Genomic DNA, 24,291 nt, shown 5'->3' with positions numbered 1-24,291 from the left:
ATAGAGACGGAAACATTGACCGTTTTCTAAAGCCAATGTCCTTGTATGGATTGTTTTTGTCTCACATCTTCGTGGTCCGCCAACGGCGGACGGGACTGGTTGCCTATGCAATATACGGTCCAAATGGATAACTAGGTTGGGCTAAACCCGCTAATAAATATCAACATGACAATAAAATAACCCGGAAAGTTGCTGCGTCCCAAAAATAGAAGACCATCCGGTAATAGTACTATGTTAATCTGCGTAAAAAAACCTGCCTGGCATAAGGATATACACCTAAAGGCCGGGTGTTTACGAAACTACATCAATGTTGTATGCTATGAAATGAAATTATCTTTGAATAATTACTTTGGTGCCAATGTCAACGATCCCATCCAGTTCGTCGAGGTCTTCATTTTTTAATGCTACACAGCCATTGGTCCAGTTGGTAAAATCATCCACCACCAGCTCGTCGTGCGGCCAGGTGCCGTGTATGGCTATGCCACCGCCAATTTTTGCACTTTGAGGAATGATGCCTTTCGCTTTACGTTCTTTGAATTTGGCCCAGCTTTCGGGTGTAGGGTAATCGAGCATAAGCATCTTATGCCATTTCTGATGCGGTCTTTTAGAAAGTATTTTGAATGTGCCTTCCGGCGTACGGCGGTCACCCTCGATGAGCTTATCGGAAAGATCTTTATTGCCAAATACTACAGGATAGGTTGCATACCAGCCCTCAGCGTCATACACCTTCAGTTCATAATCAGATTTGTCAACTATCAAATACAATTCGCCTACAGGCTTCGATCTGAATAAATTTCTTCTGATAACCTTTCTTTCGATGGTTTTAAAAGCTGCTAAACCTGAAACAGCAATAACAATAAGGCCTGCGATAAGCCACTTAAATTTCATAAGTAAACCTGGTTTTAAGCGTAAAGACCAAGCAATGATGAATGGGTTTAAAACTGAAAAAGTTTATTCGGCCACATACCAGAACGGTATGGCCCCCCATTTATTTTTTTGGAAAGGTCTTTTAACACAATTTTTTTGTGATTTTCAGTGTGCAAAAATAAGGCCATTGAAAATCAAATAATAAAAAAAACGTCCCGACTTTAATCAGGACGTTTTGCTGTTCATGGCTATGTTATTGTATGCTAAAAGTTACTTAATCTCAATCCAAAATTGTAGGGGCGTTGATCGAGGCCCTTATCAAACATACTTACAGCGGCATACGATGCGTATATTTTTACCGGGCCCAGGCCTAATTCAGCTATATACGACAGCTTCCATGGCTTCAGATCAAAATCGTCGTGTTCTTTTTGTTTACCATCGGTGTTGGTGATGGTTTTTTGCCGGCTCGAATACAGGTAGCCGGCACTGGCGCCTACACTAAACCCATAGCCATGTTTGCGATGTGGCGTGAAATTGAAATTCAGCATAACAGGAATGGTTACATAATCGGCGGCGAGTTTATTTTTTGTGTAGTTCCGTGAGTTGTCGAGCACCACCTGGGTGGGGCTGGTGCGATACAGTATGGGTTCTTTATAGTGGTAATTGTTTAATTCCACCCCCAATCCGTATTTAAGGTTTACAATGCCTTTAGCTATGTTCAGTTTTTGCATAAAGGCCCAGATGTTTACGTTCACTGATTTGCCGGGGCGTAATTTAAACTGGTCTTTACCAAGGCCGGGAGCGAATCCGTCTGCGGGGCTTTGTACGGCGCTGCTTTTGTAATCGGTTTGATCGTTATAGTTGGCAAAACCAAGGTCCACGATCCCCCAGTTGGTTTTTACGCGCGAAGATTTGGTATTGCGGTGGTAAGTTTTTGCTTCGTTATTATTATCATCATCGTAGTTACGGCGTTTTTTAATAATTATCATTCCGCCCACCCGAATGGTGTCACTTTCAGTAACGGTTGAATCTTTGGTGCCTGGTGTCCTCGCGGTTGAATCGGTTTGGGCCAGGCCGGTTAAGCACATACTGATCCCGATCAGGAGTATAATTACCTGTTTCATCTTTGTTGATTTTAACTATTTAATGGTATTATTTTACGGCAAATTCAAGGTTGGCTATACGTATGCCTCCTTTGCCATTTTCATCGGGGTTGGTAACTTTATCAACTACCCGTGATACTTTTCTAAAAAATCCTCTTAATGGCGTTTTATTCACTGATGCTGTTAATACAGCATGTTGTGATTGATCTGGTTCTTCATCTGGTTGAACGGCGGCTGTATTAGCTGCTATTGAGTTGCTGATCGTGTTTGTAATAAGAGTGCCTGTAACTTCAGGCTGCTTATACAATTTGCTAACCGCTACATCAACCGACCGGGCGGATAAGGATTGTTCGTTTTCACCTGCAGGATCCTCTTCCGGTTGTTGTTTCTTTTCTTGTTGTACGTATGATGGTGGCTGAATGTTACTTTGTTTTGAAATATTTTTCCTGATGGTGGTTTTAGCCACAGATCGATCACTGTTTGCAGGTTCCGTATTATCCGTTACTGGGGTCTCTACTTCATCAGCAGATGGCACTGGATCAGGACCAACTGGCAATATAACTTTCATTGTTGGCTTTGCAGGCTTCACTACAGCTACTGAATTCCTGTTCGCAAAATAATGTGTTGAAAGATAAAAAGCCCCGCCGCCAATAATGAGTAAGGTAACGGCTGCAGCAGCAAACCGCCACCAGGGGAAGGCGATCACCCGCGCGTCGTCTTCTTCTGAACGATACAAATAAGTTTTATCAGGAAAAGCGAGCGTGTTATCCGGCACTAGCTTTACCTGTTGAATCAATTCAAAATCTGCCTGGTATTGCGGATGTTTATAAACAAACTGTTCTACTTTGTCTTTTTCTTCATTTGTTAATTCATCATCACCATATAAAACGAAATATTCTTCACAGTTCTCCTCATTGATCACTTCGCCGGCTGAATGTCTGAACAGGTTTTCCTTTTGTTTAAAAACAATGCTGTTATCAGGCCGTAAAACCGACTGCTGTAACATCACCAGTTCCTCTTCAAGGTCGGGGTTTTGTTGAACGAATTGTTCCACTGCCTCGCATGCTGCGGCGTTCAACTCATCATCTATATACATGACGAAAAACACCTCGTAATTGTCACGGGTAATAACAACTCCCTGGCCACCGCCGCTGTGGGAGTTGAGATCAGCTGTTCTTATATAGTAACAGTTAAATGACATTTTCAGGTTTTACCAGATAGTTTTTTAATTGTATACGGGCGCGGTGAAGATACACTTTTACCTGGCTTTCGTTCAACCCGGTAATTTGTCCGATCTCTTCATACGAATACCCTTCATAATCTTTCAGCAATACCAGTGACCGTTGTGTTTCGTTCAACCGGCTCAATGCTTCTTCCAGGATCTTACGGGTGTTGTATATAGGTTTGTCTAAAACCTGCGTTTCTTCTTTAAACTCATCGCGCAAATGTACCCGTTTCACTTTACGCAAATGGTCTATCATTTGGTTATATGCAACCGTAAACAAATAACTTTTGCATTTGGTATTATCTACATCTGCCCGGTTCCGCCACATTTTCTCAAACGCGCCCTGAACAACATCCCGGGCATCCTCTTCGTGACGAAGATTTTTAAGGATGAACCGGTACACGTTGTCCGCATACTCAGCTACGCATTGATTATACTCTTTTTCGGTCATAAGCAGAACCTGTCTGTTATTCTGTTTGTGTAAAGGTGGAACGAACCAGGGTAATAAAAAGTTACAGGGAATTTCAGGGAAATTAAAAAAAAGATCCCCCCGACACGTCGGAGGGACTTTATATAGAAACGTTGATTGTCATAAGTTTAAAATTGAGCATTTGCTATTGCCCGGCTCAATGATTCCCAGATAAGAAAATTACTTTGGGTTTTATTACTGTTACAGCAATCCTTAACTGATTTCAGGCAATCATGACTGACAGGCTTTTTAGAAGGATGCGTTGTGGCAAAAACAAATATACCAGCCAAAGCCACCAATAGTATGAGGGTTGAACGGATAAAGGTTTTCTTCCACATAATGCAACGTTTTGATATTATAAGACGAAGTTATTGGACTTTTGTTACAGTTTTTTTAAGAAAAAGTTAGAATTACCACAAAGTGGTATGTTGTTTTCCCGGATGGAAAAATTAAGTAATACGATATGAAGGTGTTAGGCTGTTACTGTTGAAACAACGATTAAGCAGGGGTGGATAAATATTTTACTTGCCCAAATTATTACATTTGTAACATTACAAAAACTACATGCTCCATGAATGACAAATTAGTAAAACGGCTGGCCGATGAGCTGGCTGAGATAAAAGCTGCCGGTTTATACAAAACAGAGCGGATAATTGAGTCGCCGCAGGGCGCCGCGATCACTGTGAATGGTAAAACGGTGCTTAATTTCTGTGCTAATAACTATCTCGGATTATCATCGCATCCAAAAGTAATTGAAGCCGCCAAGAAATATGTCGACTACCGGGGTTACGGGATGAGCAGTGTGCGGTTTATTTGCGGAACCCAGGATATTCATAAAGAACTGGAACAAAAAATATCCACCTTTTTGGGTACTGAAGATACTATCCTGTATGTAGCTGCCTTCGACGCCAACGGGGGTGTGTTTGAACCGTTGTATAATGAGCAGGATGCTATTATCTCCGACGAACTGAACCATGCATCCATCATCGATGGGGTGCGCTTATGTAAAGCCCAGCGGTTCCGTTACAAGCATAATAATATGGCCGACCTCGAGGAGAAACTGAAAGAGGCGCAATCATGCCGTAACCGCATTGTGGTTACCGATGGCTCCTTTAGCATGGATGGCACTATTGCCCAGCTGGATGCTATTGTTGCACTGGTTGAAAAATACGATGCCGCCATTATGATCGATGAAAGCCACTCGAGCGGCTTTTTGGGCAAAACAGGCCGTGGCACCCACGAATACCGGGGGGTAATGGGAAAAATTGATATCATCACCGGCACCCTGGGTAAAGCCCTGGGCGGTGCATCGGGCGGTTTTACCAGCGGCCGTAAAGAAGTGATCGATATGTTGCGGCAGCGTTCCCGCCCTTATTTGTTCTCCAATACCCTGGCGCCGGGTATTGTGGGCGCTTCCATAGCCGTGTTGGACCTGTTGAGCGAAACCACCGAATTGCGCGATAAACTCGAATTCAATACCAAATACTTCCGCAGCAAAATGACGGAGGCCGGTTTCGACATAAAACCAGGCGACCATCCTATAGTACCTATTATGCTATACGATGCCGTTATAGCCCAGAATTTTGCAGCCCGATTGCTCGATGAAGGAATTTATGTAATCGGCTTCTTTTATCCCGTGGTGGCCAAAGGACAGGCCCGGATTCGCGTGCAATTAAGTGCAGCGCACGAACAACACCACCTTGACAAAGCCATTGCCGCATTTGCCAAAATTGGTAAAGAACTGGGGGTGCTGAAGACGGCTGAGAAAGTTAACTAATTGAAACGTTGAAAATTTTATATACAAGTCCGGGAGAAACGTCTTCCGGACTTTTTATTTGCGGTTGTTGCACCGGTAAAGGATAAATTATATTTTGGGTGACCAAAAAGATTAACCCTAAACTAAAAATATGTTTATACCCGGCCCTGTCATTAGCGCCATAACCTTCCCTGGCGTGGTTGTTCACGAACTGGCTCATCAGTTGTTTTGCCGTTTGTATAAAGTTCCAGTATTTAAAGTGGTGTATTTTCAATTTGGCAACCCCGCCGGCTATGTACTTCATGAAGTACCCGCCAATAAATGGCAAAGCATCATGATCAGTATCGGGCCGTTTTTCCTGAACACCATTCTTGGCGCTTTAATTGCCCTGCCAGCCGCTCTGCCGGTGTCTGGCTTCGATAATGCCGGTTTTGTCGAATACCTGTTAATATACCTGGGTGTGTCAATCGCCATGCATGCCTTTCCCAGTACGGGCGATGCCAACTCTATCTGGCGGGCATTGAAAGATAAAGACACTAACTTATTGGTGAAAGTAGTGGGTTTCCCGATTGTGGGGTTAATTTACCTGGGCGCTATAGGAAGCTTTTTCTGGCTCGACCTGTTGTATGGCATTGGCGTTGCCATTGAATTGCCAAAACTGCTCATCTCGCACTTTGTATAAAGCAATCAATTAAAATAGTCAAATGAGTCAGTGGTCAGCAATGGCTACTGACTCATTTGGCTTATAATAGTTGCTGAGGGTTATTTTGCAGCGATCATACTTATCTCCACATTCACACTCCGGGGCAGCCCTTTGACCGCTACGGTTTCGCGGGCCGGGTAATTACCGGTAAAATACTTTCCATATACTTCGTTCACGGCAGTGAAATGCGACATATCGCTCAGGAAAATGGTAGTTTTTACAATATGGCTGAAGTCGTAGCCTGCTTCGGTTAAAACCGCCTGCAGGTTCTTCATAACCTGATCGGTTTCGCCGGCTACATCGGTAGCCTCTACGGTGCCGGTAGCAGGGTTGATGGGCACCTGACCTGAAATAAATAACATATTACCGGCCTGTACAGCCTGGCTATAGGGGCCAATAGGAGCTGGCGCCTGGGTGGTAGAGATGATATTCTTTTGCATGGCCAAATATACGGCAAAAGGTAAAGGGCAAAGGGCAGAAGAAGACTGTCTGTATTTCTTCTGCCCTCTGCCTTCTGCCCTCTGCCTTTCTGTTCACCATTCCCGATAAATAATCTTTCTTTGCGGGTAAATTCACAAGCCCATGACAGTGGCCATTTTAGCCGACGAGGTATTAAAACAGGAATTGCTGACCAAAAAGCTGCCGGAAGCCATTACGGTGGTTTGGGTTGATTCCGTTCGTTCATTGACCATTGCTGATGCCGATGTGTATATGGATCTGTTGTTTGAATTGAACGCAGAAAGAACACAACAGTTGAAACGGTTGCAGCCGAAGCCGGTAATAGTGAATGCCGTTCCCTGGACAACAAATAAAACAGGCGCCAACTTTATTCGGATAAATGCCTGGCCTGGTTTATTACAGCGGCCTGTAACAGAAATAGCGTTGCCTGCTACTGTTAGCGAAGCATCGATAAAAACCATCTTTGAACAGTGGCAATGGCAGTATGTAGTGGCGCCTGATATTCCCGGAATGATCACGGCAAGAGTGCTGGCAACCATTATCAATGAAGCGTTTTATACATTGGGCGCACAGGTAAGCACCAGGGAGGAAATTGATATTGCCATGAAGCTGGGTACCAGCTATCCTTATGGTCCATTTGAATGGAGCGAAAAAATAGGATTGACGCGGGTGTATGAACTGCTGACTGAATTAAGCCATGTGGATGCACGTTATACACCGGCGCCTGCACTTCAAAAGGCAGTCGATCTCGGCTAAGCCGGAGCAGTAGGCAAAAGGGCAGAAGGCAAAGGGCCCTCCTACGCTAAAGCTTCGGTGGGCGAGGCAGAACCGCGATGCGGCAACGCAATCTGTATTTGCTTGCAGCCGATATTTAAAACCAGGAAGTAACTTTTTATACAAAGAAGATGATATTAAGCATAGATACAGCTACCGACCAGGCCAGTGTAACCATAGCGGAAAACGGAGAAGTTATAGGTACGCTTACTAATGATAACCAGAAGGACCATGCAGCCTGGATACAGGTGGCTATAAACAACTTATTACATCAAAAAGGAGTAGCCATGCAGCAGCTGCAGGCCGTAGCCATAACCGCCGGACCCGGCTCCTATACCGGCTTGCGCGTGGGCATGGCAACGGCTAAGGGATTATGTTTCGCACTACAAATACCGCTCATAACAATTAATACCCTGCAGGTAATGGCTTATGCAGCCATCAATCAACTGGGTAGTGAAGCTTCGCATATGACGCCACCGCTGTGTTATTGTCCAATGATAGATGCCCGCCGCATGGAAGTGTTTACTGCAGTGTATGATGAGCAGTTACAGGAGATCGTAGCCCCTAAAGCGATGATCCTTGACGAATTAAGTTTTAAAGAAGCGTTAAATAACCGATCGTTGGTATGCTTTGGAAATGGCAGCTTTAAGTGGAAAAATGTAAGCAGGTATCCTAACGTTCTATTTATAAATGAAAAACTTGATATTGCTAAATCACTTGCTAAACTAGCCACCAGTATGCATTTGAGCCAGAATTTTGCCAACTTGGCGTACACTGAGCCCGTTTATCTAAAAGAATTTTACACTTATACCAAAAAATGACCAAATGAAACTTTTATCCCCCTTTGCTCCCTAGCATATCAATTTTCTTGTAAATTTGATCTTTAGCGTTATCCTATTAAATATCTTAAAAGCTCTGATGTGCACATGAACGTAACAACCAATTACTCCATGGTCTTAAATGCAGATGGTGGGGATGGTGAATCGGTAAAAGTTGACTTCCTGAACCTGAAAAAGGCGGCGATGATACTTCGGGCCTTGAACCACAAGCTGCGTCAACAGATCGTTAAACTGATCGATGAGAACAAGCGTCTTACCGTGACGGAGATCTATGTACGTCTGCGGTTGGAGCAGTCCGTTGCTTCCCAGCACCTCGCAATTTTACGTAGGGCAGGCATCGTGAAAACTGACCGGGATGGTAAATTCATTTACTATTCTGTTAACAGTTCACGGGTTGCTCACATCATGAAATGCGTGGACGACCTCAACATCTGATAAGACGGAGACAACAAATTTGTAAAACAGGTTAACCTGTAGCTCAAAAGGCTACGGGTTAACTTGTTATGGTATACCTTTGCACCAAAATAAGACTACATGTTTATTAAGCAACTGTATACCGGCTGTTTGAGTGAAGCAGCCTATTACATTGAAAGTGATGGTGTTGCGGCCATAGTTGACCCCCTCCGGGACATTGACAGTTATGTTCAGCTTGCCCAGGAACGGAATGCTGAGATCAAATACATCCTTGAAACCCATTTTCACGCCGACTTTGTCAGCGGCCACCTCGATCTGCAAAAAGCCACCGGCGCCCCCATCGTTTACGGTCCTAAAACCGAAACCAGTTTTCCCATTCATCTGGCGAAGGACGGTGAAAGCTTTCCTTTAGGCAAAGCCTCCATTGAGGTATTGCACACCCCCGGGCATACGGTGGAAAGCACCTGTTACCTGCTGCGCGATGAGAACGGGAAAGCACATGCGGTATTTACCGGCGATACTTTATTTGTGGGTGAAGTAGGCCGGCCTGACCTGAGCAGTGGCAATTTGGACAAGTACGAGCTGGCTACGATGCTGTTCGATTCCTTAACCCAAAAGATTGCCACCTTGCCCGATGATGTAATTGTATACCCGGCCCATGGCCCTGGTAGCAACTGTGGCAAGAACCTGGGACCCGCCACTTCAAGTACAATAGGGGAAGAAAAGCAAAACAACTATGCCCTGCAGCCTCAAACGAAAGACGAGTTCATAAAGGCAGTATTAGCCGATTTACCGGCCGCTCCTTTGTACTTCCCCATCAATGCAAAAATTAATAAAGAGGGCTATGATAGCCTCGAGAAGATATTAGAGACAGCGCTAACTCCTTTGAGCTTGACCGAACTCAAGAAATGGCTCGAAGATGAGGAAAACATCCTCCTCGATACCCGGAGCGCGGGTGAGTTTACCAAAGGCTTTGTGCCTGGTTCCATAAGCATTGGTCTTGAAGGCCGTTTTGCCGAGTGGGCCGGTAGTTTATTGCCATTTGATAAACCTATTGTGCTGGTGACAGATGAAGGCCAGGAAAAAGAAAGTGTAGTGCGATTGGCCCGTGTTGGTTTTTCGCAAATACATGGTTACCTGGCGGGTGGGGTAGAAGCCTGGCGCAAGGCGGGAGAAGAAATTGACTTAATCATTGATGTGGAAGTAGATGAACTGGCAATGGACCTGCCTTACGACGATCACCTGATAGCGGTAGACGTACGACGTGAAACCGAATTTGCCGATGGTCATATTCGCGGCGCCATAAATATACCTTTAAATGAGCTCACCGATCCGGCTTCTATGGCCAATATTGAAGAGAACCAGAATTTATACCTCTATTGCGGTAGTGGTTACCGCAGTGTAATAGCTGCATCGCTCATGAAGCGGCAGGGCATACACAACCTGCGGAATGTATTGGGTGGATTTAACGCCATACGTTTACAACAAGGCATTGAGATCGTGAAGGACACCAGTGTCTTAAACTAATCAAATAAATTGTTCAGTCAAAAAAGTCAAATGAGTCAACCCTACTATTGACTCATTTGACTTTCCGACTAACATGACTTACTGATCCACTGACTGATCTGACTTCCTCTATACGTTCACAATATTGGTCTTGATAGCAAACAATACAAGTCCAACCCTGCTTTTTACATTCAACTTTTCAAATAACGCGTCGCGATAACCGTCTATCGTACGGGCGCTAAGGAACATTTTTTCAGCAATTTCCTTATAGGTCATTTCTGAGCAAACCAGTTTCAGGAAATCAATTTCCCGCGCATTCAGTGAAACAATACTTTTTAGTGCTTCTTCCGATTCATTTAATTGACTAACAGCATGAATGAGTTTACCAGTGATCAATTCCGAGTAGAAAAAACCTTTTCGCAAAAGCGAGTCAAGCGCCCGGCGGAACTGCAAGGGGTCGATATCTTTCAGGATATAACCTTTGCTGCCGTTTTTCATCATTCGAATGATCGAATGCTCGTTATCGTATTGCGATAAGGCAAGGATCTTAATGCCAGGGTAATTACGTTTAAGCCAAAGAGCTGTTTCGTAACCATCTCTTTCCGGCGTATTGATGTCCTGTAATACAATGTCCGGTAAGTACCTGGGGAGTAATTGTTTGATAAAATCTTTTCCGTTGTTTGCCTCAAACAGGATGGCGTAGGTTTCGAGGCCCCGGATAAAATTTACAAGTCCGTTGCGTAGCAGAATGTGGTCATTTACAATAGCCACGCTGGCATTAGTCTTAAGCATAATGGTTAAGGGTTTAATGTGAGGAAAAGGGTAGGGAAGAGTAACTGTAGTTCCTATTGATGGGATACTGGTAGGGTTGATGATGTGTGCACTGACTAATCAGGCCTGGTTCTGCTTTACCTGGACCTTAACCAAAAGTAATATATTCATTGCGATCCAGCAATGTTAAATCTGCCCGTTTAACCTATTCGTTATAGTTATCGTTATAACACTGCCGAGAAATTGATCAGGATTAAGAGTTCCATTGCGTTACCTGATACGCAGCAGTGCCTTAAGGCTTTGTAACGTGAAGTTTTTATTAAATCAGGAACGTGTAGTTAGTTAGAAAAGGTGATCTTAATCATGAATCAATAACTTATTGTATTCTTCCTTCCATTCCCGTTTCCAGCGACGGTGGCTCCACAGCCACATATCGGGTTGTTGCCTGATAACATTTTCCAGGTAACGGGCATACCGCAGAGTGAGTTGTCCTTTTGGAAGTGTAGCAGGTTGATCTTCAGCCAGGGTTAATACAACTTTGTAATGACCACGGCGTGGTTTTTCAATATTGGCAAATACAACGGGAATGTTACCGCTGTGTGCACCGGTTTCGGGGCCATTAACAAACGGAGTGAGCTTTCCAAAAAAGCTTAACCAGAAACATTTATCGGGGTTTGAAGGCGCCTGATCTGCCACCAGTCCAATGCAATATTGCTCATGACGCCAGTGAATCATGGATTTGCGCATTTCCGTGGCAGGTATCAATACGGAGCCTGATTTTGAGCGCAGCTTTTTGAACAACCGGTCAAGCGACTGGTTCTTAATGGGCATATACACACCCAGGAAGGTATACTTCATTTCTTTGGCGCCAGCCAGGTTAGCCCATTCCCAGTTAAAGGTATGGCCCAGATGGATCTGGCAACTGCGCCCGGTTTTGTGCAGTTCATTCAGCACTTCCCAGTTACCGGTCACCCGTTTTTCAATATAACTGTTGCTGGCCGAAACCATTTTGATGGTCTCTATAAAGGAGTCAATAAAATTATGGTAGAATTTCTTAGCTATCTTTTTGCGCTCAGCCTGCGTTTTTTCGGGAAACACCAGTTGCAGGTTATCCATTACCACCTGGCGGCGATAACCAAAAACGTGGTATACCAATACATATAAGCCATCCGACAGAATATATAATACACGCAGGGGTAATAATGACAACAGGTATAATAAACCGTAAACTAAGTAATACATGGGCTGCAAAGATACAATTACAGGTGTAAGCTTAAAGCTAAAAGCCTAAAGCAAATACAGTTAACGTCTGTAATGGGCGTTTTGTTTGTGGCAAAGGCTTTGGGTCTCAGGCTTTCTGCTCCCCATTTAACCAGTTCTTCGCCTCCTGCTCCACATGCTTCAATTCCACTTTTACCTTGAATTTATTGCGCAGGTGGCGGGCCAGGGCGTCGGCTGCATATACACTGCGGTGCTGGCCGCCGGTACAGCCAAAGCTTACGCTAAGACTTTCAAAACCACGGCGAATGTAATCTTCAACCGAGATGTCAACAATGTCGAATATGCTGTTCAGGAACTCCGTCATGCGGGTTTGTTGTTCCAGGAAATCTTTAACCCCTTTATCGCGACCCGTTTGGGATTTAAACTGTTCTATACGGCCCGGATTTAAAATACCGCGGCAGTCAAATACATAGCCGCCACCATTGCCGGAGGTATCCTGGGGAATGCCTTTCTTGTAGGAGAAACTATGCACTTTCACCACCAGCGGGGTTTCTTCATCCGCTACCAATGGGGTGAACCGGTCTACGATCTCGTCACTTACACACATCTGTAACACTTTGCTGAATTCCGGTACGGCAATACCCATGCTTTGGTCGTTGATGAACGAACGCAGGTTTTTGAGAGCTTGTGGTATACTGGTCAGGAATTGCGCTTTGCGTTCAAACAACCCCCTGAAACCATAAGCGCCCAGTACCTGCAACAGCCTGATAAGCACATACCCATTGTACTGGCTTTTGAACAGATCGCGGTTAACCTGTTCATTTACTATTTGTTCAAAGGAGTCGATGTAATCGTTCAACAGGCGTTCCTTCCATTCATCGGGAAGGTTGGCGCGAGCCTGCCAGATCATACTGGCCACATCATATTGCGGAGCGCCCTGCATACCACCCTGGTAATCGATAAAGTGTACCGAGTCGTCGGGCGACACCAGGATGTTGCGGCTTTGAAAGTCGCGGAACATGAAGTATTTATATTCTGTATGCGTAAGGTAAGTGCTCAACGCTTCAAAATCGTCGATCAGTTTTTGTTTGTCGTATGGCTTACGCAATGCATCAAGGAAATAATATTTGAAATACAGCAGATCGGCCATAATAGCCTGTTTGCCAAATTCCTGGTTGGTAAGGCAGCGCGTATAATCGAGCCCCTGGTGGCCTTTTATCTGTAATAAGGCCAGCTGGTGCAAACTCTTTTTAAAAAGGTTATATATATTATCGGAAAAGCCTTCGGCTTCGAGGCGGTTCAATAAAGAAACATCGCCGAAGTCCTGCTGCAGGTAGATGGTTTTATCTTCTCCCAGAGCAAAGATCTCCGGAACCGGAAGCTGCTGGTTATAAAAGTGTTGGGAGAAATACAGGAAGGCTTCGTTTTCGGGAACGTTATGGCCATGGGTGGCTATGGCGGTCCCTTTTGAGGCATGGATGCGAAAATAGCGCCTGTCAGAGCCGGATTGAGGTAAAATTTCTATACGATCACAGGCTGCGCCGCTCCACTCGCTGAAGAGCTTATTGATTCCGTCGATTATTGATTGCATAGTGTTATTAGGTCAGTAAAAATAACGTAATAACTTCTGGCCGGATGCATAAAAACGCATAAATTTTCCCCAATTAGGGCTGCTCACTTAAAGTAAAAGAATTTAAATATTAATTTCTTGGGGTAAACTATTTTTAATGTTTAAAGGATGGTTAGCGATGATGGAGAAATTCGAAATACTATTATATAGCATTCCAGACGGTAAAGCCAGCATTGAAGTATTCTATGAAGCCGAAACATTCTGGCTATCACAAAAGAAAATGGCAGAATTGTTCAATGTAGATGTGAGAACGATAAACGAGCATTTGCAAAACATTTTTAACTCTGGAGAATTGGAAAAAGATGCAACTATCCGGAATTTCCGGATAGTTCAAACGGAGGGCAACCGACGGGTTGCCAGAGGGGTGGATTTTTATAATCTTGACGCTATTATTGCGGTAGGTTATAGAGTAAATAGCATGGAAGCTACTCGTTTCCGTATCTGGGCTACTCAAACCCTTCGGGAGTTTATCATTAAAGGATTTGTGTTAGATGATGAGCGATTAAAGCAAGGTAAAAAGTTTGGCAAGGATTATTTTGATGAATTGCTGGAACGTATCCGGGAGATCCGGGCCAGTGAGCGAAGATTTTACCAGAAAATAACCGACATCTATGCACAATGCAGTATAGATTATGATCCCAAAGCGGATGTTACACTTTTCTTTTATAAAACGGTACAGAATAAACTGCATTGGGCAATTACCGGACAAACTGCTGCGGAGATCGTTTACAAAAGAGCCGATGCCAATCAGCCCAATATGGGGTTAACCACCTGGAAGAATGCACCCGAAGGCAAAATTCTGAAATCAGATGTTGCTGTCGCAAAGAATTATTTACAAGTTACTGAGATTGAAGAATTGAACCGTATAGTGGGAATGTATCTCGACTATGCCGAAAATCAGGCAAAAAGAGGTATTCCTATGAGTATGACTGACTGGGTGCAAAAGCTTGATGCATTTTTACAATTTAACGAATATAACATTCTGAAGAATGCTGGTACTGTCAGCCATGAAATAGCGAAGAAGCTAGCGGAAGATCAATATGAAAAATTTAGGATAGACCAGGATCGTCTATTCGAAAGCGATTTTGATAAACTTGCTCAAAAATTGCCAACCGCCAAACCTAAGCCCAAAAAGTAAAATTGGCGATTTTCAATAGGAAATAAAAAATCCCTATAACTCAAAGATTATAGGGATATAAAATAAATTTCGTACAACTTAATTAATCATCATCATCTTCAGCTTCCTTATTCAGCTTTACAAAAGCCGCCCGTTTGGGACCGGGGAAGGGTACGTTATCGCCTTTTAGGCCATGCCATAATACAATATTGAACTCCAGGTCGGGCACGGCGTCTTCCTTTTTCAGATTGAAGGCTTCAGACCGTTGCTGCCATTTATTTTGGGCTACGTTTTTTTCGTTCAGGTCAATTTGGGCGGGCAGTGATTGGAACGGGGTCAGATCAGCTGTAGTGGTAAAACAGCGGAACATAGGCGTAGCGGCCGCATCGTACTGGCTCATAGGTGGAATGCCCAGGATCAGCTCCATGGTGCGTAACATGGATGTGGTGGAATACATGGTATGGTCAACATAGCGGCGTTTTACCAAACCACCCGCAACATAAGCGGTGCTGCGATGCGCATCCACATGGTCGGCGCCATTTTGCGCATCATCTTCAATAACAAATACGGCGCATTCTTTCCAAATGGGGCTTTTGCTCAGGTATTCTATAAACATACCTACTGCCAGGTCGTTATCGGCCACATGCGCATACGGAGTAGGCCGGCCCTTGCGTAAGCCTTCGGTATGGTCGTTACCAAAACGAACCGAGTTAAAGTGCGGCAGTTGGTTATTGGCCAACAGGGAATCAAAATCTTTTTTCCATTGGTAAAAGCGAACGGTATCACGGGTAGCCAGGTCCCAACCGGTATAAGAAGCACAGAAATGATCTTTTAAAACCGGGATGTTGGGTTTATAGTTATCGGCAAATTCGCCGTATGTACGATAGCTTACACCGGCGCGGTTGCAATGGTCCCAGAAAAAGCCTTTTTTATTGTTGGCTATCTCGCGGTTGCCTTCAGCCGAATAAGTACCACCGCGGCCGCCATAGCTGGTAGGCCATGTTTTTTCCAGGTAGTCGGTAGCATAACCACCCATGGTCCAGTTATGGCCATCGGCGCTTACTTCGCCATCCACATAGAAATTATCCAGCAACACAAACTCTTTGGCTATGGCATGCAGGTTAGGCGTAACCTTTTCACCAAACAAAACCAGTTTAGGATCGCCATTGCCGGTAGTGATATCGCCCAGCACCTGGTCGTAGGTACGGTTTTCCTTGATTACATAAAACACATATTTGATGGGGGAGGCATCGCCTGTTTTCATGGGAATGGGATTGCCCGGTTCGCCCAGTGTTGTCAGTTCTTTTTCTTTATTGTAAGGCGTATTGTCGTACACCATTTTCGAATAGCTGCTCATTTGTTGTTCAGTGGGCTCGTCAATAATGCTCAACGTGCCTTTGAACAAACCGGCAATGTATTGTACAGTGGTAGGCTTTTTGCTATCGCCCTGTTGATAGTTCACTTCTTCCTGCGTTTTAACCGGCTTGGGGCCGTTGGGGTTGGCCAGGGAAGAAAAGCCTTTGCCATTGGTTACATATATTTTTTTGCCGATCACTTTTACATTGGTAGGATACCAGCCGGTAGGTATAAATCCTTTTGATGCACTGGCAACCGGTTTGCTTACATCGAATACAGCCAAACAATTATTATCGGCATTGGCGATGTACAATGTTTTTTCGTTGGCGCTTAATGCGAGGCCATTGGTGGTGGAACCATTGGGCGCATCGGGATATAAGGCCGTATTGAAGGTTTCAATTACTTTATGTTGTGCTACATCGATCACTGACACCGAGTTGTCGTTGGCATTGGCTACAAACAGTCTTTTGCCATTTTTGGTAAGACAGAGCTCGTTGGGATTATCGCCTACTGCTATAGAGTCGGTAATTGTTTTGTTGGTGGTGTTGAACACAACCACTTTATCGCCACCCCACAGGGAGATGTACAGTTCGTTTTTATTCGGCGATAACTGGCAGGCATAGGCTTCAGCGGACAATTGTATCCGTTGTACTACTTTTTTGGTGGCCAGGTCAACAATATAAAGACTGTTATTTTCGCGGGTCACCACATACATCAGTTTCTTTGCATCGTCTGTTTCAATACCCGCAGGTGCAATTTTGGTTGGCCATTTGTTGCCCAACCTGATGCTGTCAACAGCTACCAGCTTTTTCCCGGTGATGGCATATTGTAATATCCAGTTATCGTTACCGCCTGATGCAAACAGGTATTTTTCATCGGCAGAAAACTTCAATCCATACCAGCTTTTGGGGATTACCTCACTGTGCAGTACCTGTTCGGTCTTTGCATCGATGAGTTGGATCGATTGCACGCTTTGACCATTGTTGGTAACCGCGAGGTATTTTTTTGAAGGGGATACAACCAGATTCAAAGGAAGATCGCCCAGCGGTAATGACCGCCCAACCGGAGTTAAATGCCACCCGTTGGAAAGGGTAACCCGTTCATGCGTATTGGCATTATAGGGAGTTGGTTGTGCTATTGCTACAGAGGCGCTAATCAGCGAAATAAAAAATGCTGCGAATGGGATTTTGCTCATGTTCAGTATCTGAAGTGATAAAGATACTGTATTGTCACTGTGCCGGACTCGCTTAATGATTTTTTAATATGATATGAAGGTGCGCAACCGTTTGCGTTCTGAGCGGAGTCAAGGACTATTTACTAAATAACAATTCAGCCTGTGCTACCGAATCGGGCTTGCCTACATCAATAAACCGTGAGCCGCTGTGATCGAAGCCTTTTATAGTATAGGTCTTGGCCAGATCGAGGTATACATCAACCATGGAGAATTTTCCTTCGCGCTTGATCAGTGACAACAATTGTTTGCTGATCACATGTATGCCGCTGAATGCTTTGGGTATGTACGTTGCCGTTGTGCGGGCTATTTTTTCTTCGCCGGTTTTGGTATTACGCCAGCCGCACAAGGTGTTGGCGTCATTGAATAAGAAATACCGGGAAGTAGTTCTGTTGGTAACTGCCAGTGTTGATACCGGGTTCTCCTGCTGGTGCCAGGCAATGAGCTTGCCCAGATCGAGATCGGTTAAGATATCTACATTAATAATAACAATAGTATCTGCAGTAAATAAGTGCGCGGCTTTTTTAATGCCACCACCTGTTTCCAGCACCTCATCAGTTTCATCACTGATGGTGATGGTGCTGCCCCAGCCTTTGTTTTTTTCGATGGCTTCAACAATCTGACCGGCAAAATGATGCACATTCACCACTACATTGGTAATGCCGTATTGCTGCAGGTATTCAACATTGTGTTGCAACAGGCTTTTACCATGCACTTCAGCTAATGCCTTGGGGTGTTTGTCGGTCCAGGGTTTGAACCGGGTACCCAGGCCGGCGGCGAAGATCATGCCCCCCAGCCCCCTAAAGGGGGAGTTAGAAGAAGTAGTAGATTGTGGATTGTTCATCTTATTAGTATGGGTGGGTCGCCCTTAAGGGGCGGCTCACCCTGGTATGGTTAAGGTGAGCCGTCCGCCAGCTGGCGGACGACCCACCATTGTATCATTATAAAACAATATTCTGTACCAGCGTACTCTTGTACGGATAGTCAGTATTGAAATGCAATCCACGGCTTTCTTTGCGGAAGTGGGCGCATTTTACGATCAGATAACCTACGGTGATCATATTTCGCAGTTCGCACAATTGGGGCGACAGGGCGGTTGTTTGATACAGGGATTCTGTTTCTTCCCACAACAGATCGAGGCGTTTGGCCGCCCGTTCCAGCCTGATGTTGGTGCGCACGATACCTACGTAATCACTCATTACCTGTTGCAGCTCTTTCAAACTTTGGGTAATAAGGATCATTTCTTTTGGTTGTGTAGTGCCGGTTGCTTTCCAATCGGGGATCGATTGGGCTTCGGCGGCTATTTCTCTTGTTTTAATTTTCTCAGCAGCATCAACAAAGCTTCGATGGGCAAAGACCATCGCTTCGAGCAATGAGTTACTGGCCAGCCGGTTGGCGCCGTGTAAACCAGTGCTGGCGCATTCGCCGGCTGCGTATAAATTTTTTATGGATGTGCGGCCCCATTCATCTGTCTTGATGCCACCACAGCTATAGTGCGCGGCAGGCACCACAGGTATATACTGAGTAGCCACATTGATCCCGATTGACCGGCATTTCTCATAAATGTTAGGGAAATGCTCAATGAATTTATCGGTGGGTATATGGGTAACGTCGAGGTACACATGCTCGGTACCGGTGATCTTCATTTCGCTGTCTATGGCGCGGGCTACAATATCGCGCGGAGCCAGGTCTTTACGCGGATCATAGCGTTCCATAAAGGCTTCGCCATTCTTGTTGCGCAAAATGCCGCCATCGCCGCGTACGGCTTCTGAGATCAAAAATGCCTGGCCGCGTGCTCCGGGTTCATACAAGGCCGTAGGATGGAACTGGATAAACTCCATATTCTCGATACGGCCTTTGGCGCGGTATACCATGGCAATACCATCGCCGGTTGCAATATTGGGATTGGTGGTGGAGCGATAAACCTGTCCGTTGCCGCCACTGGCCAAAACAGTTATGTTGGCCAGGATCTTTTCCATCTGGTTCGTTTCCAGGTTCAGCACATACACCCCATAGCATTCAATATGCGGTGTAGATTTGGTGATCAGGTAACCCAGGTGGTGTTGGGTAAGCAGGTCAACCACATAGCAATGTTTTACGATCTCGATATTAGGCTGGTTCTGTGCCGCTTCCAACATAGCCCGTTCCATTTCCCGGCCCGTAATATCTTTATGGTGCAGAACGCGGAATTCACTGTGACCGCCTTCCTTGCCGAGTTTATAATCGCCATCAGATTCTTTATCGAATTGGGCGCCCCAGTCAATCAGTTCCTGAATGCGATCAACACCTTCCTTCACCACAATTTCAACCACCTGTTTATTGCATAGGCCATCGCCGGAAATAAGCGTGTCTTCAATATGTTTGTCGAAGCTGTCTTTTTCAAAATCAGTTACACCGGCAATACCACCCTGCGCGTATTTGGTATTGGTTTCATCTGCCTGTGTTTTGGTAATGACAAGCACTTTTTTATCAGGGAAACGTTGAGCCGCCTTAAGTGCGAAGGTCAATCCGGCAATACCGGAGCCGATAACAAGAAAATCAGTTTGCATAGTATTTCCGAAACCTCAAACCTAGTTAAAAATGCGTATTAATCCAATGTTAAGCCGCCGGCTTAATAGTTAATGGTATAAGCAAATTTTGAAGGGTTATCCAGTAACTCAAGCAAGTTGTATTTCATGGTCACTGTTTTTTTGTCTTCAGATAATGTGAGAAGCGGGTTCTCGGGTTTTTTAGCAGGGCGGGGTAATTTAATGGAAGTGGTATAAAGGATCTCCATGCCAGAGGTATTCATTTGTTTCAATTGTCCCATTTCAGGCCGGTTCATCAGTGCTTTGTATTTTTCTTCGTTTACCTTTTTTGTAATAGAACCGTTTTTAACAGTAACATCAAAAATGGCGGCAAAGTCACTCATATCGGGTCCGTTGGGAGTTGGTGCCGTCGAGTCGTCACCTTTGCCAAACATACTTTTGAAAGCATTGGCTAAACCCTGGCCACCGGTAGCTTTTCCACTCATTAATTGTTGCAGGCTGTTCAGATTTTTGTAAGGAAAATTCAAATCCATTTTGAATAACTTTTCCTTGAGGTTCATTTGGAGATTCATTTTCCCGTCTTTCAGCAATTCCTTTTGTTCGGGGCTTATTGATTTGGCGGTATCTACCAGGCTTTTCCAGAAAATGGTAGTGTCAACCACTCTGTCCAAACCTTCTTTTTTTATTTCTTCATCACCGGCAAAGGTTTGCATCAGATCAATCAACTGTCCCATATCCATTTTGGTAACGTAGGTGCCACTGCCATCGGCTTTGATCTCGATCTCTTCATTCACTTCGTAGCAACTAACAAAAAAAACACAGATCGCTACGGTCAGGACATATTTGAAAAACTTATTCTTCATTTAGTGGTTATTTATGGGCAAGTTAATCGTTTTCAGCCACTCCTGCCTGATACCAAACCGTAAAAGTTTGTGAACGGCTGGGCGTCAGCATTTGCAATCCCATACCATTATTAAAGCAATCGGGTGCTGCACTGAGGTTTTCAATGGCGATGCTTTTCCGGTGCGGTGGGGTATAAATCTGGATGTACGGATACCGGGAATTGGTGAAAATAGAAACATACACGGCATTAGCCGGGTTGTATAGCACAGCGCTGGGTCTTTGAGCCACAGGTTTCACAACAAAACAATTATTGAACTGGTGGTTGCCGATAAGGATCCCTTCAGCCAACGAGCTGTTGGGAATGAGGTTGCCGGTAGGAATTATTTTGTCATCCAACTCAAGCATGCTTTCGGTGCTTATCTGCAGTTCAAAATTGTCGATAGGGCCGCCTAATGCAAAATAGGGATGCCAGCCGTCTGCCAGGGGTATCGACAGGCTATCGAGGTTCAGCACAATTGTTTCCACCTGCAGGATGCTGCGTGGCAGCAGGGTGTACCGGACTTCACAATTGTACTCGTAAGGATAACCGGGGTCTTCCCTTTTAAATTGATACCTGAGTGTTACACTTGCCTGGCTTTCGTCGGCAAATTCATTTACTACTTTGAATGGTTTATTGTACAGCAGGCCATGAATGGCATTGCCATCGGTGTATTTATTCGCGAACTCAAAGTCTTCTTCTTCAAGCGTGTATTTCCCATCACGCACCCGGCAAACAAAAGGCGATAACTTGCTGCTTTTAAAAGAAACACCCAGTTGCTCCTCCACCTGTTCGCGGGTGGAATAGTTATCGATAATATTCAGGTGTGCTCCATTTACGGGAATTTGAAAACTGTGCAACAGCGCGCCATATTCAGGTAGAATGGTAATGATTATATTTGTTGCCTTATCTTGCAGCTTAACCAATGATAACCCGTTTTCAATAACACGGGAAACGCTAAAACTCATAGTATTCAATTTAGGTACCTACGGAAAAATTTTTTAAAATTAGTAATTCATCTAACGATATAGTAGCATGTTAAAAAAAATACAGCAGGCCTTTCGCGAACGTTTTAATAAAGAACCACTTGTCATTGGCGCCCCGGGGAGAGTAAACCTCATTGGTGAACACACTGATTATAACGAGGGTTTTGTATTACCCGGTGCAGTTGATAAAAGAATTTACGTGGCCATTGCTCCTAACGAAACCAATACGGTAAATGTATTTGCCAGTCAATTTAACGAATCATATTCATTTTCTTTAGATATAACCGGCCCGCAAAAGGGCTGGATGAACTATTTACTGGGAGTGAGCTATCATATTCAGAAACAGGGGAAAAAGATCGGTGGGGTTGACCTGGTGATCGATGGCGATATTCCTGTAGGCGCCGGTATGAGTTCTTCTGCCGCATTATGCTCTGGCTATGGTTTTGCGCTGAATGAATTGTTTCAATTAGGCCTGAGCCGTATGGAGCTGGCGTTCATTGGTCAAAAAACCGAACATACGTTTGTTGGCGTTAAATGTGGCATCATGGACCAGTTTGCCAGTCTGCATGGGAAAAAAGGCCATGTAATGAAACTCGATTGCCGCAGCCTGGAATATGAATACATCCCGTTTGATTTTCCCGCTTACAAGATCGTGCTGGTGAACAGCATGGTAAGCCATTCACTGGCTGGTAGCGAATACAATGTACGCCGTCAGCAATGTGAAGAGGGCGTGGCCATTTTACAAAAGCACTATCCGGAGATAAAATCATTGCGTGATGTTGAGCCGGCGCAATTGCTGCAACATCAGGCTGAACTTCCGCCTGTAGTGTTTGATCGTTGCTCATTCATCGTGTATGAAAAAGAAAGATTACTGGCTGGTTGCGATGCGTTAAAGAAAAACGACCTGACTACTTTTGGCAAACTGATGTTTGCCACGCATGAAGGGTTGAGCAAAAAATATTCAGTGAGCTGCACCGAACTTGATTTTCTGGCTGAATGCGCTCAGCATATTACCGGCGTGGCCGGCGCCCGGATGATGGGCGGCGGATTTGGCGGCTGTACCATCAATATTGTGCAGGCAGATGCAGTGGATGTCTTTACGAAAAAGATCCAGGCTGCATTTAACGGACTGTTTAAAATAACGCCTGAGGTGTATGTGACCCAGATTGAAGAAGGCACGAATATATTGTCATAAAAACGGCCACTCCTTGCCTCCCCCCTTGGGGAGGCAAGGAGGGGCCGTTAACTAACTAGATGTAAACCGGCAGGAGCCGCTTTTGGGCGCCTGACCGGTTTTGTGTTTTTCCTGGCGATACCCCTATTTGAATCTCGGTCATATTCTTTTCAGGTTCTGCGAAGTTGATGTTCAGAAATACTTCCCGGCACTCATTGGTAACTGGTATATGGTGTTCGGCCAGCCGCTCCATGATCTGTGCATGACTGCCGGGCAATTGTTCCCAGGGGCCTTCATGCGGAAACGTGATGGCCTTGAAAAAATCAAGTTCTTTTACCTGGAATCTGGATGATTGAAATGCCTTTCTCACCGGAATAGCTATTTCAAGCGTAAACGTAGTGTCGGGGTTCCCATCCATTCCATAATAGATCCAATGCAGCGGACCATTGATAAAACTTTTACGGCCTGCTTCTGCATAGAGTTCAGCCATAACCGGACCAAACTCATGTATTTGAGAAATGGTAGTTTGATGTATACTGCTTAATACCGTTAACGGCGGATAAGTTTTTATATGCATACAAATTACTTTTAAAGTGAATGATTACCCACGCTGCTCTGTATAATAACGATTGGGAGTGGTTCAATTGGACATGTTTTACCCGAAGAAGGAAATAAAAGGTATAAAGCAAGAAATACGAAGTATGAAGTAAGAAGTATGAAGATCTTGAATTTTCTTACCTCCGACTTCTTACCTCTTTCTTCGGCCGCTAAGCCAGCGCTTCCTTCCCCCATGCCAGCCATTCTTCTTTGCTGGGGCCATACACACCCGGCACTTTTAACCCGGCCATGCGCATCAGCACCGTCATCTGACCACGGTGATGGGCCTGATGAGTTATCAACACCCACAGCGAAAACCCGTTTTTCCATGATGCGCCATACATGTTTTGTTCTTCTTCCAGAGTTTCATCGGTCCAGTAGCTGATGATAGCGGCTACCAGTTGGTCGGCGAATTTTTTATAATGTGTTACCAGCTCCTCAACAGTATCATAGGTAACGTATTCTTCCCTGATTGGTAAATTCAGGTTGTGCGGCATTTCAGTGACTGTTTCAACAATATGATTGGCCAGCCGCCCCATGGTGCGCCCGCCGGGAATGGCAACCTGCAACGATTCATCGGTAAGGTTGCGGAAGATCTTCAAGGTTGCTTCGGTTTCTTCTTTCCAGCGGTCGAGAAAGTAGTGAATAGTGCGTATCATTTGAATAATATTTAGTGTGTGCAGGT

At 44.7% G+C, this 24,291-nt stretch carries 23 protein-coding genes; 8 read left to right on the top strand and 15 right to left on the bottom strand.

Annotated elements, in window-relative coordinates; genetic code table 11:
• Nucleotides 1-330: 330 nt before the first annotated feature.
• The 4 genes from ACJ751_RS16570 to ACJ751_RS16555 form a co-directional block, all read right to left on the bottom strand.
• A complete protein-coding gene (locus tag ACJ751_RS16570; RefSeq protein ID WP_407746634.1) occupies nucleotides 331-888 on the bottom strand; it encodes a murein L,D-transpeptidase family protein in 558 nt (185 codons plus the stop codon).
• A gap of 242 nt (nucleotides 889-1,130) precedes the next feature.
• Nucleotides 1,131-1,991 (bottom strand): outer membrane beta-barrel protein, encoded by an 861-nt coding sequence (locus tag ACJ751_RS16565; RefSeq protein WP_407746632.1) that lies wholly within the window; start codon nucleotides 1,989-1,991, stop codon nucleotides 1,131-1,133.
• Between the two features lie 28 nt (nucleotides 1,992-2,019).
• Nucleotides 2,020-3,171 (bottom strand): hypothetical protein, encoded by a 1,152-nt coding sequence (locus tag ACJ751_RS16560; RefSeq protein WP_407746631.1) that lies wholly within the window; start codon nucleotides 3,169-3,171, stop codon nucleotides 2,020-2,022.
• Nucleotides 3,161-3,646, bottom strand: a complete 486-nt coding sequence (locus ACJ751_RS16555) for an RNA polymerase sigma factor (RefSeq protein WP_407746630.1) — start codon at nucleotides 3,644-3,646, stop codon at nucleotides 3,161-3,163. The genes ACJ751_RS16560 and ACJ751_RS16555 overlap by 11 nt, the downstream gene beginning before the upstream one ends.
• Before the next feature lie 589 nt (nucleotides 3,647-4,235).
• Here ACJ751_RS16555 and kbl point away from each other — a divergent pair.
• Both kbl and ACJ751_RS16545 read left to right on the top strand, forming a co-directional pair.
• Entirely contained in the window at nucleotides 4,236-5,441 is a 1,206-nt protein-coding gene (gene kbl, locus ACJ751_RS16550; protein WP_407746629.1) for a glycine C-acetyltransferase, read from the top strand.
• Nucleotides 5,442-5,571: 130 nt separating this feature from the next.
• Nucleotides 5,572-6,102 (top strand): DUF3267 domain-containing protein, encoded by a 531-nt coding sequence (locus ACJ751_RS16545; RefSeq protein WP_407746628.1) that lies wholly within the window; start codon nucleotides 5,572-5,574, stop codon nucleotides 6,100-6,102.
• An 80-nt stretch (nucleotides 6,103-6,182) separates the two neighbouring features.
• Here ACJ751_RS16545 and ACJ751_RS16540 read toward each other — a convergent pair whose 3' ends face one another.
• Nucleotides 6,183-6,563, bottom strand: a complete 381-nt coding sequence (locus tag ACJ751_RS16540) for a RidA family protein (protein WP_407746627.1) — start codon at nucleotides 6,561-6,563, stop codon at nucleotides 6,183-6,185.
• 142 nt (nucleotides 6,564-6,705) lie between these two features.
• Here ACJ751_RS16540 and ACJ751_RS16535 point away from each other — a divergent pair, with 142 nt between their 5' ends.
• The 4 genes from ACJ751_RS16535 to ACJ751_RS16520 all read left to right on the top strand — a co-directional run bounded on the left by ACJ751_RS16535 (nucleotide 6,706) and on the right by ACJ751_RS16520 (nucleotide 10,136).
• A complete protein-coding gene (locus ACJ751_RS16535) occupies nucleotides 6,706-7,338 on the top strand; it encodes a 3-hydroxyacyl-CoA dehydrogenase family protein (protein ID WP_407746626.1) in 633 nt (210 codons plus the stop codon).
• 149 nt (nucleotides 7,339-7,487) lie between these two features.
• The gene (gene tsaB, locus ACJ751_RS16530; RefSeq protein WP_407746625.1) at nucleotides 7,488-8,177 is read left to right on the top strand and encodes a tRNA (adenosine(37)-N6)-threonylcarbamoyltransferase complex dimerization subunit type 1 TsaB; all 690 of its coding nucleotides are present in this window, start codon (nucleotides 7,488-7,490) and stop codon (nucleotides 8,175-8,177) included.
• Between the two features lie 105 nt (nucleotides 8,178-8,282).
• The gene (locus ACJ751_RS16525) at nucleotides 8,283-8,630 is read left to right on the top strand and encodes a helix-turn-helix transcriptional regulator (protein WP_014222809.1); all 348 of its coding nucleotides are present in this window, start codon (nucleotides 8,283-8,285) and stop codon (nucleotides 8,628-8,630) included.
• A gap of 99 nt (nucleotides 8,631-8,729) precedes the next feature.
• A complete protein-coding gene (locus ACJ751_RS16520; RefSeq protein WP_407746624.1) occupies nucleotides 8,730-10,136 on the top strand; it encodes an MBL fold metallo-hydrolase in 1,407 nt (468 codons plus the stop codon).
• A 108-nt stretch (nucleotides 10,137-10,244) separates the two neighbouring features.
• Here ACJ751_RS16520 and ACJ751_RS16515 read toward each other — a convergent pair whose 3' ends face one another.
• From ACJ751_RS16515 to ACJ751_RS16505, 3 genes are all read right to left on the bottom strand, one after another.
• Nucleotides 10,245-10,907, bottom strand: coding sequence for a response regulator (locus ACJ751_RS16515; protein ID WP_407746622.1), 663 nt, complete (start codon nucleotides 10,905-10,907; stop codon nucleotides 10,245-10,247).
• 336 nt (nucleotides 10,908-11,243) lie between these two features.
• Nucleotides 11,244-12,128 (bottom strand): lysophospholipid acyltransferase family protein, encoded by an 885-nt coding sequence (locus ACJ751_RS16510; protein WP_407746621.1) that lies wholly within the window; start codon nucleotides 12,126-12,128, stop codon nucleotides 11,244-11,246.
• 106 nt (nucleotides 12,129-12,234) lie between these two features.
• On the bottom strand, nucleotides 12,235-13,698 hold the full coding sequence (locus ACJ751_RS16505; protein WP_407746620.1) for a phosphotransferase: 1,464 nt from the start codon (nucleotides 13,696-13,698) through the stop codon (nucleotides 12,235-12,237).
• 136 nt (nucleotides 13,699-13,834) lie between these two features.
• Between ACJ751_RS16505 and ACJ751_RS16500 the strand changes: the two genes are divergently transcribed.
• Entirely contained in the window at nucleotides 13,835-14,875 is a 1,041-nt protein-coding gene (locus tag ACJ751_RS16500; protein ID WP_407746619.1) for a virulence RhuM family protein, read from the top strand.
• A gap of 82 nt (nucleotides 14,876-14,957) precedes the next feature.
• On the opposite strand, the gene ACJ751_RS16495 is transcribed toward ACJ751_RS16500, so the two are convergent.
• From ACJ751_RS16495 to ACJ751_RS16475, 5 genes are all read right to left on the bottom strand, one after another.
• Nucleotides 14,958-17,405 (bottom strand): beta-propeller fold lactonase family protein, encoded by a 2,448-nt coding sequence (locus ACJ751_RS16495; protein WP_407746618.1) that lies wholly within the window; start codon nucleotides 17,403-17,405, stop codon nucleotides 14,958-14,960.
• Nucleotides 17,406-17,520: 115 nt separating this feature from the next.
• A complete protein-coding gene (locus tag ACJ751_RS16490; protein WP_407746617.1) occupies nucleotides 17,521-18,285 on the bottom strand; it encodes an NDP-sugar synthase in 765 nt (254 codons plus the stop codon).
• Between the two features lie 97 nt (nucleotides 18,286-18,382).
• Nucleotides 18,383-19,990 carry an L-aspartate oxidase gene (gene nadB / locus ACJ751_RS16485; protein WP_407746615.1) on the bottom strand — a complete coding sequence of 536 codons (1,608 nt, stop codon included), beginning with the start codon at nucleotides 19,988-19,990 and terminating at the stop codon, nucleotides 18,383-18,385.
• Between the two features lie 62 nt (nucleotides 19,991-20,052).
• Nucleotides 20,053-20,832 carry a hypothetical protein gene (locus tag ACJ751_RS16480; RefSeq protein WP_407746614.1) on the bottom strand — a complete coding sequence of 260 codons (780 nt, stop codon included), beginning with the start codon at nucleotides 20,830-20,832 and terminating at the stop codon, nucleotides 20,053-20,055.
• A gap of 22 nt (nucleotides 20,833-20,854) precedes the next feature.
• Nucleotides 20,855-21,817 carry an aldose 1-epimerase gene (locus tag ACJ751_RS16475; RefSeq protein ID WP_407746613.1) on the bottom strand — a complete coding sequence of 321 codons (963 nt, stop codon included), beginning with the start codon at nucleotides 21,815-21,817 and terminating at the stop codon, nucleotides 20,855-20,857.
• 67 nt (nucleotides 21,818-21,884) lie between these two features.
• On the opposite strand from ACJ751_RS16475, the gene galK reads away from it, so the two are divergent.
• On the top strand, nucleotides 21,885-23,030 hold the full coding sequence (galK, locus tag ACJ751_RS16470) for a galactokinase (protein WP_407746612.1): 1,146 nt from the start codon (nucleotides 21,885-21,887) through the stop codon (nucleotides 23,028-23,030).
• A 55-nt stretch (nucleotides 23,031-23,085) separates the two neighbouring features.
• Here the strand turns inward: galK and ACJ751_RS16465 are convergent, their stop codons facing one another.
• A complete protein-coding gene (locus ACJ751_RS16465) occupies nucleotides 23,086-23,586 on the bottom strand; it encodes a GyrI-like domain-containing protein (protein WP_407746611.1) in 501 nt (166 codons plus the stop codon).
• A gap of 190 nt (nucleotides 23,587-23,776) precedes the next feature.
• On the bottom strand, nucleotides 23,777-24,291 hold a 515-nt coding region (locus ACJ751_RS16460; RefSeq protein ID WP_407746610.1), incomplete at its 5' end, for a DinB family protein.

This window comes from Niastella sp. (assembly GCF_045805085.1).
In the GTDB taxonomy this organism is placed as follows: domain Bacteria; phylum Bacteroidota; class Bacteroidia; order Chitinophagales; family Chitinophagaceae; genus Niastella.
Note: the sequence above shows the minus strand (reverse complement) of the source record. Positions and strands in the feature narration are given on the sequence as shown.

Bases quoted from the DNA above. Each gene is read 5' to 3' on its own strand.
- ACJ751_RS16570 (WP_407746634.1), bottom strand. From the start codon at position 888: ATGAAATTTAAGTGGCTTATCGCAGGCCTTATTGTTATTGCTGTTTCA.
- ACJ751_RS16565 (WP_407746632.1), bottom strand. From the start codon at position 1,991: ATGAAACAGGTAATTATACTCCTGATCGGGATCAGTATGTGCTTAACC.
- ACJ751_RS16560 (WP_407746631.1), bottom strand. From the start codon at position 3,171: ATGTCATTTAACTGTTACTATATAAGAACAGCTGATCTCAACTCCCAC.
- ACJ751_RS16555 (WP_407746630.1), bottom strand. From the start codon at position 3,646: ATGACCGAAAAAGAGTATAATCAATGCGTAGCTGAGTATGCGGACAAC.
- kbl (WP_407746629.1), top strand. From the start codon at position 4,236: ATGAATGACAAATTAGTAAAACGGCTGGCCGATGAGCTGGCTGAGATA.
- ACJ751_RS16545 (WP_407746628.1), top strand. From the start codon at position 5,572: ATGTTTATACCCGGCCCTGTCATTAGCGCCATAACCTTCCCTGGCGTG.
- ACJ751_RS16540 (WP_407746627.1), bottom strand. From the start codon at position 6,563: ATGCAAAAGAATATCATCTCTACCACCCAGGCGCCAGCTCCTATTGGC.
- ACJ751_RS16535 (WP_407746626.1), top strand. From the start codon at position 6,706: ATGACAGTGGCCATTTTAGCCGACGAGGTATTAAAACAGGAATTGCTG.
- tsaB (WP_407746625.1), top strand. From the start codon at position 7,488: ATGATATTAAGCATAGATACAGCTACCGACCAGGCCAGTGTAACCATA.
- ACJ751_RS16525 (WP_014222809.1), top strand. From the start codon at position 8,283: ATGAACGTAACAACCAATTACTCCATGGTCTTAAATGCAGATGGTGGG.
- ACJ751_RS16520 (WP_407746624.1), top strand. From the start codon at position 8,730: ATGTTTATTAAGCAACTGTATACCGGCTGTTTGAGTGAAGCAGCCTAT.
- ACJ751_RS16515 (WP_407746622.1), bottom strand. From the start codon at position 10,907: ATGCTTAAGACTAATGCCAGCGTGGCTATTGTAAATGACCACATTCTG.
- ACJ751_RS16510 (WP_407746621.1), bottom strand. From the start codon at position 12,128: ATGTATTACTTAGTTTACGGTTTATTATACCTGTTGTCATTATTACCC.
- ACJ751_RS16505 (WP_407746620.1), bottom strand. From the start codon at position 13,698: ATGCAATCAATAATCGACGGAATCAATAAGCTCTTCAGCGAGTGGAGC.
- ACJ751_RS16500 (WP_407746619.1), top strand. From the start codon at position 13,835: ATGTTTAAAGGATGGTTAGCGATGATGGAGAAATTCGAAATACTATTA.
- ACJ751_RS16495 (WP_407746618.1), bottom strand. From the start codon at position 17,405: ATGAGCAAAATCCCATTCGCAGCATTTTTTATTTCGCTGATTAGCGCC.
- ACJ751_RS16490 (WP_407746617.1), bottom strand. From the start codon at position 18,285: ATGAACAATCCACAATCTACTACTTCTTCTAACTCCCCCTTTAGGGGG.
- nadB (WP_407746615.1), bottom strand. From the start codon at position 19,990: ATGCAAACTGATTTTCTTGTTATCGGCTCCGGTATTGCCGGATTGACC.
- ACJ751_RS16480 (WP_407746614.1), bottom strand. From the start codon at position 20,832: ATGAAGAATAAGTTTTTCAAATATGTCCTGACCGTAGCGATCTGTGTT.
- ACJ751_RS16475 (WP_407746613.1), bottom strand. From the start codon at position 21,817: ATGAGTTTTAGCGTTTCCCGTGTTATTGAAAACGGGTTATCATTGGTT.
- galK (WP_407746612.1), top strand. From the start codon at position 21,885: ATGTTAAAAAAAATACAGCAGGCCTTTCGCGAACGTTTTAATAAAGAA.
- ACJ751_RS16465 (WP_407746611.1), bottom strand. From the start codon at position 23,586: ATGCATATAAAAACTTATCCGCCGTTAACGGTATTAAGCAGTATACAT.